Origin of the sequence: Streptomyces sp. NPDC050658 (genome assembly GCF_044457025.1) — a bacterium.
Taxonomy (GTDB): domain Bacteria; phylum Actinomycetota; class Actinomycetes; order Streptomycetales; family Streptomycetaceae; genus Streptomyces.
In genome coordinates, this window is the sequence record NZ_JBITGM010000002.1 from 89,321 (window position 1) to 105,309 (window position 15,989).

13 protein-coding genes are annotated in these 15,989 nt (G+C 69.0%); 6 read left to right on the forward strand and 7 right to left on the reverse strand.

Translation table 11 applies throughout. From position 1 onward, the window contains the following. Nucleotides 1–133: 133 nt before the first annotated feature. From ACIBKX_RS07395 to ACIBKX_RS07405, 3 genes are all read right to left on the reverse strand, one after another. Nucleotides 134–2,476 carry a GH92 family glycosyl hydrolase gene (locus ACIBKX_RS07395; protein WP_363270933.1) on the reverse strand — a complete coding sequence of 781 codons (2,343 nt, stop codon included), beginning with the start codon at nt 2,474–2,476 and terminating at the stop codon, nt 134–136. Nucleotides 2,477–2,611: 135 nt separating this feature from the next. Continuing rightward, entirely contained in the window at nt 2,612–3,316 is a 705-nt protein-coding gene (locus ACIBKX_RS07400) for a hypothetical protein (RefSeq protein ID WP_363270934.1), read from the reverse strand. Nucleotides 3,317–3,378: 62 nt separating this feature from the next. Further along, the gene (locus ACIBKX_RS07405; RefSeq protein WP_363270935.1) at nt 3,379–3,855 is read right to left on the reverse strand and encodes a MerR family transcriptional regulator; all 477 of its coding nucleotides are present in this window, start codon (nt 3,853–3,855) and stop codon (nt 3,379–3,381) included. 28 nt (nt 3,856–3,883) lie between these two features. Between ACIBKX_RS07405 and ACIBKX_RS07410 the strand changes: the two genes are divergently transcribed. Further along, nucleotides 3,884–4,657 carry a methyltransferase domain-containing protein gene (locus tag ACIBKX_RS07410; RefSeq protein WP_363270936.1) on the forward strand — a complete coding sequence of 258 codons (774 nt, stop codon included), beginning with the start codon at nt 3,884–3,886 and terminating at the stop codon, nt 4,655–4,657. 24 nt (nt 4,658–4,681) lie between these two features. Here ACIBKX_RS07410 and ACIBKX_RS07415 read toward each other — a convergent pair whose 3' ends face one another. The 3 genes from ACIBKX_RS07415 to ACIBKX_RS07425 are packed head-to-tail and all read right to left on the reverse strand — an operon-like array spanning nt 4,682 to nt 7,777. Next, on the reverse strand, nt 4,682–6,238 hold the full coding sequence (locus ACIBKX_RS07415; protein WP_363270937.1) for an MFS transporter: 1,557 nt from the start codon (nt 6,236–6,238) through the stop codon (nt 4,682–4,684). A gap of 32 nt (nt 6,239–6,270) precedes the next feature. Continuing rightward, nucleotides 6,271–6,987, reverse strand: a complete 717-nt coding sequence (locus tag ACIBKX_RS07420) for a tRNA-dependent cyclodipeptide synthase (RefSeq protein ID WP_363270938.1) — start codon at nt 6,985–6,987, stop codon at nt 6,271–6,273. 7 nt (nt 6,988–6,994) lie between these two features. Beyond that, the gene (locus ACIBKX_RS07425; RefSeq protein WP_363270939.1) at nt 6,995–7,777 is read right to left on the reverse strand and encodes a hypothetical protein; all 783 of its coding nucleotides are present in this window, start codon (nt 7,775–7,777) and stop codon (nt 6,995–6,997) included. Nucleotides 7,778–8,169: 392 nt separating this feature from the next. Between ACIBKX_RS07425 and ACIBKX_RS07430 the strand changes: the two genes are divergently transcribed. Genes ACIBKX_RS07430 through ACIBKX_RS07440 form a run of 3 tightly spaced genes read left to right on the forward strand, consistent with a single transcriptional unit; the run spans nt 8,170 to nt 10,717 of the window. After that, complete coding sequence (locus tag ACIBKX_RS07430; RefSeq protein ID WP_363270940.1) at nt 8,170–8,817, forward strand: hypothetical protein; 648 nt, start codon at nt 8,170–8,172, stop codon at nt 8,815–8,817. A 29-nt stretch (nt 8,818–8,846) separates the two neighbouring features. Then, a complete protein-coding gene (locus ACIBKX_RS07435; RefSeq protein WP_363270941.1) occupies nt 8,847–10,028 on the forward strand; it encodes a sensor histidine kinase in 1,182 nt (393 codons plus the stop codon). Continuing rightward, nucleotides 10,025–10,717, forward strand: a complete 693-nt coding sequence (locus tag ACIBKX_RS07440; protein ID WP_363270942.1) for a response regulator transcription factor — start codon at nt 10,025–10,027, stop codon at nt 10,715–10,717. Before ACIBKX_RS07435 ends, ACIBKX_RS07440 begins: the two co-directional genes overlap by 4 nt. A gap of 127 nt (nt 10,718–10,844) precedes the next feature. Here the strand turns inward: ACIBKX_RS07440 and ACIBKX_RS07445 are convergent, their stop codons facing one another. Next, a complete protein-coding gene (locus tag ACIBKX_RS07445) occupies nt 10,845–13,430 on the reverse strand; it encodes a PA14 domain-containing protein (protein WP_363271168.1) in 2,586 nt (861 codons plus the stop codon). A gap of 288 nt (nt 13,431–13,718) precedes the next feature. On the opposite strand from ACIBKX_RS07445, the gene ACIBKX_RS07450 reads away from it, so the two are divergent. Then, nucleotides 13,719–14,732, forward strand: coding sequence for a LacI family DNA-binding transcriptional regulator (locus ACIBKX_RS07450; protein WP_363270943.1), 1,014 nt, complete (start codon nt 13,719–13,721; stop codon nt 14,730–14,732). A 156-nt stretch (nt 14,733–14,888) separates the two neighbouring features. After that, nucleotides 14,889–15,989 (forward strand): ABC transporter substrate-binding protein, encoded by a 1,101-nt coding sequence (locus tag ACIBKX_RS07455; protein ID WP_363270944.1) that lies wholly within the window; start codon nt 14,889–14,891, stop codon nt 15,987–15,989.

A 15,989-nucleotide genomic window follows, 5' to 3' on the forward strand; every position in this document is an offset into this window, starting at 1 on the left:
CCGGACGACTACGGTCAAGTACGATCAAGCTACGCACAGTTAACAACAGATTAAGGCCCGCCTCCCTGAGGAAGGCGGGCCTCGTGGTGCTGATGTGGCGCCCTTGGGGCACGGGCGGGACGTGTGGACTACGTCACCCCAGCGCCGGCGGCGCCGCGTCCGCCGACGTGCCCCACCCGGAGGGCTTGTCGCCCACCGCGAAGGACAGCTCGCGGGTGTCCCGGATGTCGTCGGTGGTCAGATACGTCCTGGCGTAGTCGGCGCCGTCCTTGCTCGCCGACTGGATGTACCGGTCGGTGTCCGAGGTGCCCGGCGCCTTCACGGTGAGGCGCCCGTGCGGGTAGTAGCGGCGGTCGAGCGAGATGTCGACGCGCTCGAAGACGGGCGTCGACAGGCCCCAGGTGTCCGTGCCGGGCTGGACGGGGAAGACGCCGATCGAGGACAGCACGTTCCAGGCGGACATGGTGCCGAGGTCGTCGTTGCCGGTCATGCCGGTCGGGGTGTCGGTGAACAGGGTCAGCGCCGCATGCACCACGTCGGTCGTCTTCCACGGCTGGCCCGTGGAGAGATAGGTGTACGGCGCGATCAGGTCGGGCTCGTTCTGCGGGTTGTACTTGTCGGCGTTGTAGTAGTCGTAGGGACCGTTCACCCACACCTCGCGGGCGGTCTTCGCCGGGTCCTTCAGGAGCTGCTCGTACGCGAAGAAGGAGTCGAGGCGGTCGTTCGTCGCCTTCTTGCCGCCGATCAGGCCGACCATGCCGGGCAGGTCCTGCGGCACGAGCCACTGGTACTGCCAGGACGTGCCCTCGTGGAAGCCCTCGCTCTTGGCCGGGTCGGCGGGACCGGTGAAGGCCCCCGCCGCGTCCCGCGCACGGAAGAATCCGGTCGAGGCGTCGAAGATCTTCCGGTAGTTCTGCGCCCGTGCCGCATACCGCTTCGCGTCGGCCTCATGCCCCAGGTCACGGGCCATCTCCCCGAGCATCGCGTCCGAGAGCGCGTACTCCAGGGTGGCGGACGCCCCGTGGTCGTAGTCGGAGTCGCCGGGCTTGGCGTGCGGGCGGCCCTTGATGAACGGCGCGAAACCGTCGCTCAGGTACTCCTTGTTCGCCTCGCGTCCGACCGGCGCGGAGTCCGCGGGCGGCACGCCGTCCGCGTTCTTCTTCAGCGCGCGGTAGGCCTCCTCCTCGTACCCCTTGAGCAGTCCCTGCTGGTAGGCGTTGGTGAGGAACGGGGTGACCGGGTCGCCGGTCATGATGTTCGTCTCGACCGTCCCGTAGCCCCACTTGGGCAGCCAGCCGCTCTCCTCGTCGATCTTCAGGACGGAGCGTGCCATGTCCCGTGACTCGCGCGGCGCGAGCAGCGCGAGGAGCTGGGCCTGGGTGCGGTAGGTGTCCCACAGGGACCAGTTCTGGTAGTACGTGAATCCTTTGGCGCGGTGGACCTTCTGGTCCCAGCCGGTGTAGCGGCCGTCGACGTCGCTGCCGATGTTCGGGGCGAGGAAGGAACGGTAGAGGGACGAGTAGAAGGTCCGGCGCACGGTCTCGCTGCCGCCCCGCGCCTGTACGTCGTCCAGCCGGTCCTCCCACGCGGACTGCGCCGCCTGCGCGACACGGTCGTACGAACGCCCGCCCTCCGTACGGAGGTTGAGCGCGGCGCCCTTGGCATCGACGTACGACAGTGCGGTCGTCGCCTCGACCGTGCGGTCCTCGGAGGTGTCGAACCGGACGAAGGCGCCGTTGCGCTCGTCCCCCGCCGACGACTCCTTGGAGCCCTCGGTGACGGTGTCGCCCTTCCAGGTGCCGGACGTGCTGAAGGGCCGGTCGAAGCGGGTGATCGTGTAGACCGTGTACGGCTTGGTGTCCTGGCAGAAGCCGCTGCCGGTGATCGCCGTACGGACCGTGCGGCTGTCGAGGATCTCGACCTTGGTCGAGCCCGTCTTGTGCAGCGACTGCCCCGCGTTGAGCAGGACGTTGGCCTTGTCGGTCGACGGGAAGGTGTAGCGCTGCACCCCGGTGCGCTTGGTGGCGGTCAGCTCGGCGTCGATGCCGGACTTCAGGCCCACCTTGTACGAGCCGGGGCTCGCCTTCTCGTCGTCATGGCTGAACTCCGCCGCGTACTTGGCGTAGTCCGTCTCCTTGACGTCCCCCACGGTCGGCAGGACCGGCAGATCGCCGCCCAACCCGCAGCCCACTCCGGAGAGATGGACGGTCGAGAAGCCGCGGATGTGCGTGTCGGAGTGGTCGTATCCGGTGTTGTGGCCGGTGTCCGGGGAGAACTGGACCATGCCGAAGGGCACGGCGGCGCCGGGGTAGGTATTGCCCTCGTTCTCGGTGCCGATGAACGGGTTGACCAGATCGGTCAGTTGCCCGTCCCCCGCCGGGGCGGCCTGTGCCGCCGGAAGGGCCAGGGCTCCCCCGAGAAGCGCGGCCGAAGCCACCGCCACCCCGCTGCCGCGTAGCCGTCGAGTCCATCTCATGGGTGGGAACGCCTCCTTGGACATCCTTGGACAACGTTGTCAGAGTGCGGAACGCGATCATTCTTCGGGGGTCGCGTCGCGCGCGTCAAGGGGTGGGAGGCGGCTTCGGGGCAACCCCCCACCCACATCCCGGCCTCAGGCGGACCGCAGCCACACCCGCAGCGGGCCGACGGGGGTGAAGCCCTGCCGGACGGCCGCCTCCAGGCTCTCCCCGCCCTCGTATCCGACGACGGGCAAGCCGGGCCAGCGCCGGGCGACTTCGGTGAGGCAGCCCGCCCAGGCGGCCTCCTCGTCGCCCAGGGCGAAGAGGTTGGAGACACCGGCGACGGAATCGCTGCGGCTGACGACGGCACCCGCGACGATCCGCCCTTCGCGGTCCGTGCCGGACAGGAACGTGGTGTCCCCGGACGAGAGCAGCTCTTCGCGGAACAGACCGGTCGCCTCCTCGCCGCCTCCCCACGCCGTCTCCCACGCGGGCAGCGCGTCCGCATCGACGAGTGATGACCAACTCACGTCCACTGGAGGGGACTTGACCGGCTCTCCCGCCGCACGGTGGATCCACTGCGCCTCGAACAGCACCTCGAAGCCCAGCGGCGCCAGGTCCAGGCAGGCGAAGCTGTCCTTCACCGAGCAGCCGGGTGAATCGGTGTCGACACGCGACACCAGATCGGCCGGCGACACATCGGGGCCGAGCGTCACCGCGTCGGGATAGAGCGGCGGGGTGCGCCGCGCGTTGCTCCACGCCCCGGCGCCGAACTCCCCCGGCAGATCATGCGCACGGCAGACCGCGTCGCACCACTCGGCGTTGTTGCGGGCCGCGGCCCGTACCCACTCGCTCACTGTTCCCCCGTCTCGCCCGCAGGCCTCGGTCACTGCTGCCCCACCGACCTCATTCAACCCGATCACGCTCGGCGGGTCGCCGCGGAATCGTCCTGAGCCCGGTGGGGGTCCGGCCGCGCGCCGGGTACCGGGGAACCGATCCGTTCGGCGATGAGCCGCCGGTGGTTCGGGCACCGGGTGACGTCCTCGTACTCGCAGTTCATGCCGCCCTCGATGAGCTCCAACGAGGCGCGGGCCGCGGCGATTCTCGACCGGAGCGCCTCGGCCTCGGCGCGCAGGATCTCGTGCCGGGTGGCGCGGTCGGCCGCGGTGGACAGGGTCCTGATGGTGTCCAGGCCGAGCCCGGCCTCCTTGAGCAGGAGGATCGTCGCCACGCGGGTGAGGTCGTCCGGGCCGTAGCGGCGGCGCCCGCCCGTGTCCCGTACGGGGTGCAGCAGCCCCATCGACTCCCAGTGCCGCAGCACATGCGTGGCCAGGCCGAACCGTGCCGCGAGAGCACCGATGCTCATCCCACCGCCGCTGTCCGCGCTTGACTTCATGCCGACATTAAGTCGCAGGCTGAGGTCCATGTCCAAGAACCAGGAAGCGGTGGGAGAACACCGCGACACCGAGGCCCTGCTGTCCGTCCTCGACGCGGCGGACCGGATGCCGGACGCCACCCGGCTGCGGGACCGCACCTACGAACTGCTGTCTCCCGTCCCGGGCTCGACCGTCGTGGACATCGGCTGCGGCGCCGGGCGCGCCGTCGCCGAGCTGTCCGAACGCGGTGTGCACGCGGTGGGCGTGGATCCCGACCCGCGGATGCTGGCCGCGGCCCGGGAACGGTGGCCGTCAGCGGGCGAGTTCCGGGAGGCGGGGGCGGAGGATCTGCCGTTCGCCGACGCGAGCGTGCGCGGCTACCGTGCCGACAAGGTCTTCCATGTACTGCAAGAGCCGGGGCGGGCGGTGGCGGAAGCGCGGCGCGTACTCGGTCCGGGCGGCCGGATCGTCCTGGTCGGGCAGGACTGGGACGCCATCATGGTCGACTCCGATGACGCGACCCTCACGCGCACCATCGTGCACGCCCGCGCCGACCTCCTCGGCACGCCCCGCGCCGGCCGCCAGTACCGCAACCTGCTTCTGGACGGCGGCTTCCACGACGTCACCGTCGAGGCGCACACCAGCGTGTTCGCCGATCCCTCGATGCTGTCGCTGCTCACCAGGCTCGCCGAACCGGCCTGCGCGAGCGGCGCCGTCAGCCGCGACCGGGCCGACGCGTGGCTCGCCGAGCAGCGCCGGCGCGCCGAGGCCGACCGCCTCTTCATCGCCGTTCCGTTCTTTGTGGCCGCGGCCTCCGCCTAGGGACTGTCCGGGACCGCAGCACCCTTACGTGGCCTGCCTCGTGGGAACGTTCTCCGGCTCATCCGCGGTCTCGTCGCCCGTCCGGCGGGAGAGCAAGGCGACCACGGCGAGGGCGGCCAGGGAGACAGCGACCAGCAGCCACATCGCGGCCTGCACGCCATGACTGAACGCCGCGCCGAAGACCTGGCCAGCCTCCGCGGAGGACAACGTGGTCTCCCGGGCCAGTACATCGGCGGCGTGCTCGGGGTTGGTGACCACCGCGTCGGTCCAGGAGCCGGTCGCCTGGTGGTGCTGGGCCAGCTCGCTGCCCAGCCGGTCGGTGGCGAAGGAACGGAAGAGGACCACCGAGGCGGCCAGACCGATCGCACCGCCCAGATTGTGGAAGGTCCAGGAGGAACCGACCGCCAGACCTGCCTGCCGCTCCGGCACAGCCGACAATGCGGACACGGTTGCCGGGCTGAGGACGCAGGCCCAGCCGACACCCATCACGACCAGGGCGAAGGCCAGTTGGTGATGGGGGGTGCCGGCCGTCAGCCTGGTCTGGAGCAGCGCCGAGACGGTGAAGGCCGTGAAGCCTGCTGCCAGCAGCGGCCGTGGGCCAAAGCGGTCGATGAGGCGTCCGATGAAGGGGGAAAGCACCGCCATCACGGCGGTGCACGGCAGCAACAGGGCGCCGATGGCGTACCCGTCCAGACCGCGCACCGCGCTCAGGTAGAGCGGGATCAGGAAGAGCACGGTGGTGTAGAAGCAGGCCAGCGCGAAGTCGGAGGACAGGGCGCCGACGAAGGCGGGCTTGCGGAACAGGGCGAGGTGCAGCAGTGGGTTGGCACTGCGGCGTTCGACGACGACGAAGGCGAGCAGGGCGATGACGGAGAAGGCGCCGAGGGCAAGTGTCGCCGTGCTGGTCCAGCCCCAGGTGCCGCCGAGCGTGAAGGCGAGGACGGCGGCGGGGATGCCGAGGCCGGACAGCACGAGGCCGGGCCAGTCAAGGCGGCCGTCGGCCGTTTCGTCGCGTGACTCACGGACACTGAAGAAGCACACCGCGAGAGCGAGCACGACGAGCGGCACATTGAGCCAGAACACCCAGCGCCAGCCTGCCGCCGACACCAGGATTCCGCCGAGCAGCGGGCCGATGGCAAGGCCGAAGCCGTTGACGCCGTACAGCGCGCCCATCGCCCGGCCACGCTGCTCGGGCGGGAACGCGTTCTGCACGATGGCGCCGGTGGAGGTGTACAGCACGGCGCACGCGGCACCTTGAAGGAAGCGGAAGGCAATCAGCCAGCCCGTGTCGGGAGCGGCACCGGCTCCCAGGGAGGCCAGGGCGAAGACGACGGTGCCGGCGTAGAGGACGCGGCGGCGGCCGTGCGCGTCGGCCAGCCGGCCCATCGCCACCATGAACATCGACAGGGCGACGATGAACATGTTGACGATGAGCTGAAGCTCCGTCACCGAAGCCCCGAGGTCGGCCTGGATGCGTGGCGCCGCGGTGTTGACGATGGTCAGGTCGATGCAGCCGAGGAAACTGATCAGGCCGACACCGGTGAAGGCCCACCATTTGCGGTCATTCGCTGCTGGATTCACAGAACGCGTCCTCTACGCCGGATTGTGTCGGGTCAGGCGGCCGCCGGAGAGGCCGCCCGCTTCTTGAACCTGAGTGAGAGCCAGATGCCCTTGCCCGGATATTCGTGGACCACGAACAGCCGGTGAGTCGCGGCCATGGCATCGGTCATGGGATGCGGGTAGACGACGTGGTCATACCCCTGGTATGCCCACATCGGCTGGATGATGGGGCACTCCTCGATGAGATAGGACAGGCAGCCGTCGAATGCCTTGCGGATGTCGACGCGCGGGTCCCGGGATATCATGCGGTCGATGAATTTCCCGATGGTGGAGTCCACCGCTCTCCGGTATCCGGGATCGTCCCGGTAGGTGTCCCGGATGCGCCGGAGAAAGCGCGGGTAATCCGGATCCAGCAGGGCGTCGTCCCAGCGGAGCACGTCATTCGGCACGCTCAGCCGACCGAGGATCTTGCCGTTTCGCTCCAGCCATTCGTCGCCCTCGCGCAGGGCGCGACGACGGGCATCGGCGGGATCGGACGCGAGATAGTTGGTGCGCTGGAGGGTGTCCGCCACCGCTATGGTCACCTGGCCGAAGCCTGTGCGGTTGAGCAGTTCCACGGTGGCCCGGAGTTTGTCGCCCTCGTGATAGCGCTGGCCCACGCTGATCAGCAGGATGGCCCGGCGGCCGGACAGATCGTTCTTCCGGCCGTCCTGTCCGAAGCTCGCCTTGGTACGGCCGTCGAGCACGTGCTCGGTGTTCTGTTCGGTCATGATGACCTCAACTCCACAGTTCGAGCGGACGGTTGTCGCCGTGGTAGCCGATGAAGTGCCCCAGGGTGATGCGCGGTTGGTCGCCGGAGGGGCGAACGGCGTGGATCTGCCGTGGGTTGAGCAGCAGCAGGTCACCGGGGGCCGGCTTGAACACGGTCCGGGGCGGGCCGAGCAGGGCGCGGTCGATGCCCCAGGTGCGCTGCCCGCGCAGTCGGTCGTACTCGTCCGCGGTCGGCTCCACTCCCCACAACTCCAGTTCGCCGCCGACCTCGGGGATGTTGATGTAGACGTTGACCGACAGCTGGGCCTTGAGGGTGTGGCGGGACTCTGCGGGCAGGTTCCGTTCGAGGGCGTCGGTGTGCGGGTTGAGGTCGACGCTCTTGCCCTGATAGCGGCAGATGCCGATGAACGCCTTGCGCCCGTCGAGCTGGAGCAGGTTGGCTCCGGGGCCCCATGACTCCTCCAGCAACAGCCGCAGCACATCGCTCGGTGCGGCATACGGCGCGAAGAGGTCGCGCATGCGCTGGATGTTTCCGCGGGCCTCCGCGTAGTACCGGTCGCGGGATGCCTCGTCGCTTATCTCGGAGAAGGCGAAACCTACTCGCTCGAACTCCTCCGCCTGACTCAGACCACCGCGATCCGGATGATGGAGCAGTTTTTCACGGGCGCTTTCCAGGGCGACTCGAGGAACGAATCCCGGGATGTGCACCGCGAGACAGGTGCCGTCGACGACCGACTGGACATCGGCGTGCGTCAGGGTGCCCGCGGTCTTTTCCCTGATTTCAGACATGGTGACTCCTCGGCTTTTGCGAAGGTGGTGTACACCGTGATGGCCTGCCGATTCCCCATGGCCTGAGGTTGGCGGCAATGGCGCTTTCACGGCCGACGATCCGCTTCAGAGCATCCACCGCCGCCCGTGCCCGCCGCGTCCGCCTCTGCCCCGATCCGGCGCGTCGTCCCCGGGGTGTACACGGGCCCGCCGCGTCGTCGCCTGCCCCGATCCGGTGAATACGCCACAGGGCTGACGCAGGGCGAAGGAGGGCCGATGACAATCGGTGTGTGCCGCGAAATGGCCGTCGGGTCCCCGATCGCAGCCAGTACTCCGGTCCAGGTGCCGCCCCCGGGCGGCGGACGGACATCGAGGTTCTCCCGCCGCCGTGATGTTGACTTCGATCACGCAGCGTGCCCGACCTGCCACGCTGGGCGGCCCCGGCCCCCACAGTCCTGCTGACCTCGTCCCACCCGGAGTTCATCATGATCGACAAATCTGAGTCATCCACTGACTGGCCGCTCGTCACCGTCCGGTCGGACGACGCGTCGACCGCGTCCGGTGTTCTCGTCGCGGACGACGTCGTGTTCGTTCCGCATCCACCGGCACACCTGCTCACCGCGTCGAAGCTGAACGTCGTGATCACGTCCGGCTCGGCGGACGGACCACGGAACGAGTCCACCGGCGTCACTGACGTACGCCTGCTGGGCCTGGACGACGGCAAGGTCAGGGCCTGTCTGGCGGTGCTCACTCTCGCCGAGCCGTCCGCCTTGCGCCGGAAGGTGCCGCAGTACTCGGCAGCGAAGCTCGGCGAGGCCATCACGGACCACGAGGGCGACCTGTGGGCCGCGCTTTCTTCACTCGGCTATGGGGTGCCCGCCGTCGCAAGCCGGGACGGCGTACCGGAATCCGTGCCGGCCCTTCGGTCCTTCGCGGGCCAGGAGGGAAAGGCCGCCGAAATGCACGACAGCATCGCCACATTCGCCGACAGCGGCTGCAATGCCTGCGGATGCTGCCACGAGCCAAAGCGGCCGCCGGCTGATGGCGGCCGTCGGCCCTGACCATGAGGTATCCGACTCGTTTGGGGCGTATGGCGGCGCAGGATGCCTGGCGGGCACTGGCCGTTGTCGTGCCGGACATGGTGGCCTTCGGCCGGTTGGTGGCCCCGGACACCACCGGCTACCAGGCACTGATCACGGTGCTTGCGGCCCTCCCGTCGTGCGCGGCCCTGTGTCTGCTCCGGGCCGCGCCCGTCGCCGGATTCTGTGCGCTCTGGCTCCACGCCGTGCTGTGCGGCCTGATCAGTCTGGTCTCGGTGCTCGATTACAGCCCGGTCTTCACGGTTCTGGCAGGGCTCTTCAGTGTGGTGGTGACACGCCCCCTGCGAGCCGCACTCGCGGCCCTGACCGTGTCGGTCGTCCCCATGGGGCTGACCATCCTGCTCGACCTGATTCACGTGCCGGCCGAGCGACGGTGGCATGCCCTGGCGGGCCTGCTGACGTTCTTTCTGGCGCTCTACATCGAAGTGTTCCTGTTCGGCCGTTGGGTCCAGGTGAGCAGAGCCAAGGCCGAGCACACGCGGAACCGGCTCGCCGAGGCCCGCCGGACGATCATCGACGAGCGCACTCGTATCGCCCGCGAACTGCACGACATCGTCGCCCACACGGTGACCGTGATGGTCCTTCAGGCGGGCGGCGCGCAGCGGGTGCTGCGCAGCGACCCGGACCGGGCTTCCCTTGCCCTCGGCGACATCGAGAGTCAGGGCAGAAACGCGATGGGTGAGCTGCGCCGCATGCTGACACTGCTGCGCGCCGCGGACCAGCCCGCCACCTCCTCACCGCACTGCGGACTCGCCGGCCTTGACCAGCTCTTCGAGAGCGTGCGGCGCACCGGTGTGTCCGTGGTGTGCGAAGAGCGTGGGCGTCGGCCCCAGGTGCCGGAGAGCCTGGATCTGACCGTCTACCGAGTGGTCCAGGAGGCGCTGACGAACGTGACGAAGCACGCCGGACCCGGTTCCCGCGCAGTGGTCTCGCTGCTCTGGAGCGACACGTCGCTGCGCGTCGGGATCGAGGACGACGGCGCCGGAACTCCGTCCGCCCGGCCCGACGAACTGTCCACCGGGCACGGCATCACCGGCCTGCGGGAACGCGTCGAGGTATTCGGCGGCAGCCTGTCAGTGGCCTCAACCGGCGAGGGGTACAGGCTCTCCGTGATCCTGCCGATCCCCGAAGCCACACGATTCAACCCCACATTGGAGGGACCTGCCCCGTGATCCGTGTGATCCTGGCAGACGACCAGCCGCTCGTGCGCTCCGGTATCGGCATGCTGCTCTCGGCGGAACCGGACATCGAGGTTGTCGGTGAGGCCCATGACGGGGCCCAGGTCATCGAACTCGCCGAACATTTGCAGCCCACCGTCGTCCTGATGGACATCAGGATGCCCGGCGTCGACGGCGTAGAGGCCACACGGCGCATTACCGCGGACCAGTTCTCGAATGGGCAGGGCATTCCGGTACGGGTGCTGGTGCTCACGACGTACAACGTGCATGAGGCGGTGATCCAGGCGCTGCGGGCCGGAGCCTCCGGGTTTCTGCTGAAGGACGCGGCGCCGGAAGAACTGGTCCGCGCGGTGCGGGCGGTGGCCGACGGTGACGCATGGCTCGACCCCTCCGTCACTCCGGAACTGCTGCGTGAGTTCGCCGCCCGCCCTGACCGGCTGCTGCCGACTCCGGCAGAGATGGAGAACCTCACCGCTCGCGAGCGTGAAGTGCTGACGCTGGTCGCCCATGGGATGTCGAACGCGGAGATCGCCGGGCACCTCGTGATCAGTGAGACGACGGTGAAGACGCACTACAGCAGGATCGTCATAAAGCTGGGGGTGCGCGACCGTGCTCAGGCAGTCGCGGCGGCATACCAATGCGGGCTGGTCCAGCCCGGCACGACGCCACCGCCGCACAGTTGAGGAGACGCACGGCTGACCGACCGGCGATCCGCCGGACCGGCCCAAGGCACCCCGCACCCTGAATCCCTCAGGTGCTGAGCGCTCCGGCCCGCCGGGGACCGGAGCGCTCAGCGCCGTCTCAGGAGCCTCAGGAACCGGTGCATCCCGCCGGATCCGGCCGCGACACGTCGCCGATCAAGGACTCGTGCGCCGCCTTGAGCCGCTTCACGTCGGGCTTGACGACTCTCCGGTCGTAGGTGAGCAGACCGTTCAACTCGCCCTCCACATCGGAGATCTGGGTGTAGACGGCGCCGTTGCCGCCCTTGCAGGCGAGCGCCCGTACCTCGTCGAGCTTGGTGAGGTAGTCGTCCGTGTACGTCGCCGGGTCCACGTCGACATAGCTCTGCTGGACGGACCAGGCGTGGCCGGGCACGGCGAGTCCGAGGCCGCCGTACTCGCCGTTGACCAGGGCGCGTCTGCCGTCGGGGTGCGGCGGCAGCGCCGGGCTCGGGTAGCCGTGTTCGTCCATGATGTCGCCGGTGCCGCCGTCGGCCCCGAGGTTGAGGCCCGACATTCCGTTGACCAGCCGTGTCGGGTCCCAGGACTTGGCCTGGGTGGCGATACGGCCCTGGTCGTACTGGCCCCAGCCCTCGTTGAAGGTGACCCACATGACGATCGACGGGTGGCTCGCGTGCTCGTCGATCATCTGCTTCATCTCGCGCTCGTACTGGGCGCGGGCCTCCGTGCTCGGGTTGCGGTCGGAGCGCATCGACGGCATGTCCTGCCACACCATCAGGCCGAGCTTGTCCGCCCAGTAGAACCAGCGGTCGGGCTCCACCTTGATGTGCTTGCGGACCGAGTTGAAGCCCATCTCCTTGTGCATCTTCAGGTCGTACGCGAGTGCCTCGTCGGTCGGGGCCGTGTGCAAGCCGTCCGGCCAGAAGCCCTGGTCGAGCGTGGCCATCAGGAACTGCGGCTTGCCGTTCAGCATCGTGCGCGGGGTGCCGTCGATCTTCTCCACGGCGATGGAGCGCATCCCGAAGTAGCTCGCGACGCGGTCGCTCCCGACGGTCACCTTGAGGTCGTACAGGAAGGGGTCGTCCGGCGACCACAGGTGGGGCTTCGCGATCTTCAGCTTGAGCGGCTGCCCGGTGCGGCCGCTCGCCTCCGCGACCTTCGTCTTGCCTTCGTACGCGACCGCCCTGACCGGCACTCCGTCGCGTACGCCCTTGGGCTCGACGGTGACCTCCTTGGCGGCCACGTCCGGCGTGAGCTTGAGGGAGTCGACGTGGTCGGCCGCCACCGGCTCCATCCACACCGTCTGCCAGATGCCGGACGAGGGGGTGTACCAGATGCCGCTCGGGTCCAGGCGCTGCTTGCCGACCGGCGGGTTCTCGCCGTCCTTGGAGTCGGTCGGGTCGTAGACGCCGACGATCAGCTCCTGGGTGCGGCCGGGCTTCAGGGCCTTGGTGATGTCGGCGCTGAACTTGTCGTAGCCGCCCTTGTGTTCGGTGACCTTGGTGCCGTTGACGTACACCTCGGAGTGCCAGTCGACGGCGCCGAAGTTGAGCCTCAGGCGCTTGCCGTCGCCGACCTTCCAGCCCTCGGGCACGGTGAAAGTCCTGCGGTACCACATGCGGTCCTCGTGCCGCTGGAGGCCGGAGAGCTGGGACTCCACGGGGTAGGGCACCAGGATCTTCTCGTCGAGCTGCCTGCCGAACGGGGGCCGCTCCCCCGCCTTCGCCGAGGCGAACTGCCAGGAGCCGTTGAGGTTCCGCCAGGCGTCGCGGGTGAGCTGGGGGCGCGGGTACTCGGGCAGCGCGTTGTCCGGGCCCACCTCGTCGGCCCACTTCGTGCGCAGCTGGTGCGTGGAGTGGTTGGGGCCGCTGCTCCAGAACGCGCCGACCGTCTTGCCGTCGTCGCCGGCCAGGCCGCCCTTTCCGTCGTAGCGGACCTCGGCGGTGCCCTTCGCCGTGCCCTCCTTGTTGCCGACCACGGGCTCCTTGAGGCCTACGAGGAGCGCGCGCGGGTCGTCGGGGTCGGGCTCGACGGTGCCGAGCGGCCATTTCGCGCCGCCGATGACCGCCTCGATGTGGTCGGCGAGGCCCTTCGGGGGCGCGGTCAGCTTCTGGGCGAAGTCCAGCCTGAGTGTCCGGCCGTCCTTGAGGACCGTGGCGGCGGTGGCCCCGTCGTATTCGAAGCCGTCGGGGAGCCGGAAGGCCGACTGCGGGACGGCCTCCTTGCTGCCGCCGGGCTCGGTCCAGCGCAGATGGAGGTTGGAGCCGCCGTAGTGCTCGAAGTACTCGACCTTGATGTCGTAGGCCTGACCTGCCGTCAATTCGACGGGCTGGGCGGTCTGTTCCTTGTCCCAGTCGTCGACCCAGTGGTCGATGGCGAGCTTCCCGTCGACCCAGAGACGGAAGCCGTTGTCGCCGATCATGGAGAAGGTGTGCGGTCCGGTCTTCTCCGGTACGACCTTTCCGGTCCAGCGGACGGTGGCGTCGTCGGCCTTTCCGGTGGCGAAGGTCAGCCGCGGTTCGAGGTTGTCGAAGTCGATGCCGGGGTCAAATCCGGTGGCCTTCAGCTCGTGGAAGTCGAAGGCTCCGGGGGCGGACTGGGTGTAGTACTCGCCCTTCAGGCCGTGGACTTCGGGCGGGTCGTCGTCGGCTGCGGTCGCGGCCGGTACGGCGGTCAGACCGGCGAACGCGAGCGCGACGGCGAGCAGCAGAATCATCCGGTGCCGCAGCCGTCGGTGCGGGCTTCTTCGGTCCGAGAATCCTCGGTCCGGGACTCTTCGGTGCGGGATTCTTCGGTTCGGGATGGGGCGCACGGATCCTCCTTGCTTGAAGGCGGTGCCGGAAGGCCGAGGAAGGGTGGCGGCTCGTCGCTCCAGTCGGTACAACGAGTCTGTACAACGTTGGAAGGAACGGCAGTTGGCATGACAGCACGCCCCCGGGCGGACTGTCCAGGGTCATGACAAACGCCCCCGGTCGGGGGCGCATCGAGACGCAGGGAGCTGCACGTGCGGGTTAGCCTCAAGGATGTCGCGGAGCGCGCGGGCGTCTCCATCAAGACCGTTTCCAACGTGGTGAACAAGTATCAGCACGTCACCCCGGCGATGCGGGCGCGGGTACAGGAGGCCATCGACGAGCTGGGCTACCGACCGAACTTGACGGCCCGTCATCTGCGCAAAGGGCGTACGGGAATCATCGCGCTCGCCCTCCCCGAACTGGGCAACCCGTACTTCGCCGAGCTCGCCGGCGCGGTCATCGACGCGGCGGCCGAGCACGACTTCACCGTGCTGCTCGACCACACCCGCGGCGAGCGCGAACAGGAGGTCCTGGTCAGCCAGGGCTTCCGGGCGCGGGTCATCGACGGGCTCATCCTCAGCCCGCTGGAGCTGGAGGCGGAGGACCTGCGGGCCCGCGAGGACGACGTACCGCTGGTGCTGCTCGGCGAGCGGCAGTACGAGCTGCCGTACGACCACATCGCGATCGACAACGTGGCCGCGGCCCGCACCGCCGTACGCCATCTCGTCGGGCGCGGCCGCACCCGCATCGCCTATCTCGGCGCCCGCACGGACTCGGCGAACCGCCCCGCCCACCTGCGACTCCAGGGCTGGCGCGAGGAGTTGACGCAGTCCGGGATCGAGACGCCGGACTCCCTGGTGGGTCCGGTCGGCGGCTGGGACCGCTGGGACGGGGCGAAGGCGATGGCGCGGATGCTGGACGCGGGGGTGCGGCCCGACGCGGTGTTCGCGTACAACGACCTGGTGGCCATCGGCGCGATGCGGGTGCTGCACGAGCGAGGGCTCCGCGTGCCGTGGGACGTGGCGGTGGTGGGCTTCGACGACCTGGCGGAGGGGCAGTTCGGGGCGGTCACGCTGACCACGATCTCCCCCGACAAGCAGGCCATCGCGCGGCTCGCGGTGGCCTCGCTGCTGCGCAGCCTGGAGGGTTCGAAGGAGCCCGCCGGGCGTGAACTCACCGCGGAATTCCGGCTGGTGGAGCGGGAGAGCACGCTCGGCCGCCGGTGAGCGGGCGGCGCACAGCCGCGCGGAAGCAGCTTGCGCGGAGGGTTTACAGCCTCCTTCCAACGATGTAAAAAGCTCCCCGTACCGCCGAGTTGACCGCAAGTGCCGATCTTCCCGTGAGCGCTCTCAGCGCCGGGGCCGTGCCGTTTTGGGGACTCCATGAAGCCGACCACACTTCTCAGCCGTACCTCAGCCAGGACCCTCCTCGCCGCCGGTCTCGCCGCGAGCCTCGCGCTCGCCGCCGGCTGCGCCAAGTCCGAGGACGACAGCACCGGCGGCGAGAGCTCCGCGTCGCAGGACCAGGGCGACTCTGGCCAGGTCGTCTCGGAGCCCGGCGCGGGCGGAGCGACCTGCGCCATCGACGCGTACGGCGGGAAGAAGCTGGACCTGAGGAGCGCCAAAGTGGGCTTCTCCCAGTCGGAGAAGGAGGCCAACCCCTTCCGCATCGCGGAGACGGCGTCCATCAAGGCCGAGGCCGAGAAGCGCGGCGTCGACCTGCTCACCGCCAACGCCCAGTCGCAGTTCTCCAAGCAGATCAGCGACGTACAGGACCTCATCGCCAAGGGCGCCGACCTGCTGGTCATCGCACCGCTGAACTCCGACGGCTGGGAGCCGGTGCTGCGCTCGGCGGCGGCCAAGCACATCCCGATCGTCACCATCGACCGGAAGATCAACGCCAAGGCCTGCGAGGACTACGTCAGCTTCATCGGCTCCGACTTCGTCGAGCAGGGCAAGCGCGCCGCCGACCAGATGATCGAGGCGACGGGCGGCAAGGGCAAGGTCGCGATCCTGCTCGGCGCCGCGGGCAACAACGTCACCACCGAACGCACGAAGGGCTTCGAGGACCGCATCAAGGCCAAGGCGCCGGGACTGAAGGTCGTCTTCAAGCAGACCGGCGAATTCGCCCGCGAGAAGGGGCAGCAGGTCACCGAGCAGCTCATCCAGTCCAAGCCGGACATCGACGGGATCTACGCCGAGAACGACGAGATGGGCCTCGGCGCGGTCAACGCGCTCAAGGGCGCGGGCAAGAAGCCCGGCGACGTCAAGATCGTGACGGTCGACGGCACGCGCAACGCCGTGCGGGGCATCGTCGACGGCTGGATCCACGGCGTCATCGAGTCGAATCCGCGCTTCGGCCCGCTCGCCTTCCAGACCCTGGACACCTTCACCAAGGGCGAGAAGGTGGCGCAGGACATCGTCATCAAGGACAGCGCGTACACGAAGGACAACGCCAAGTCGGATCTGGGCAAGGCGTACTGA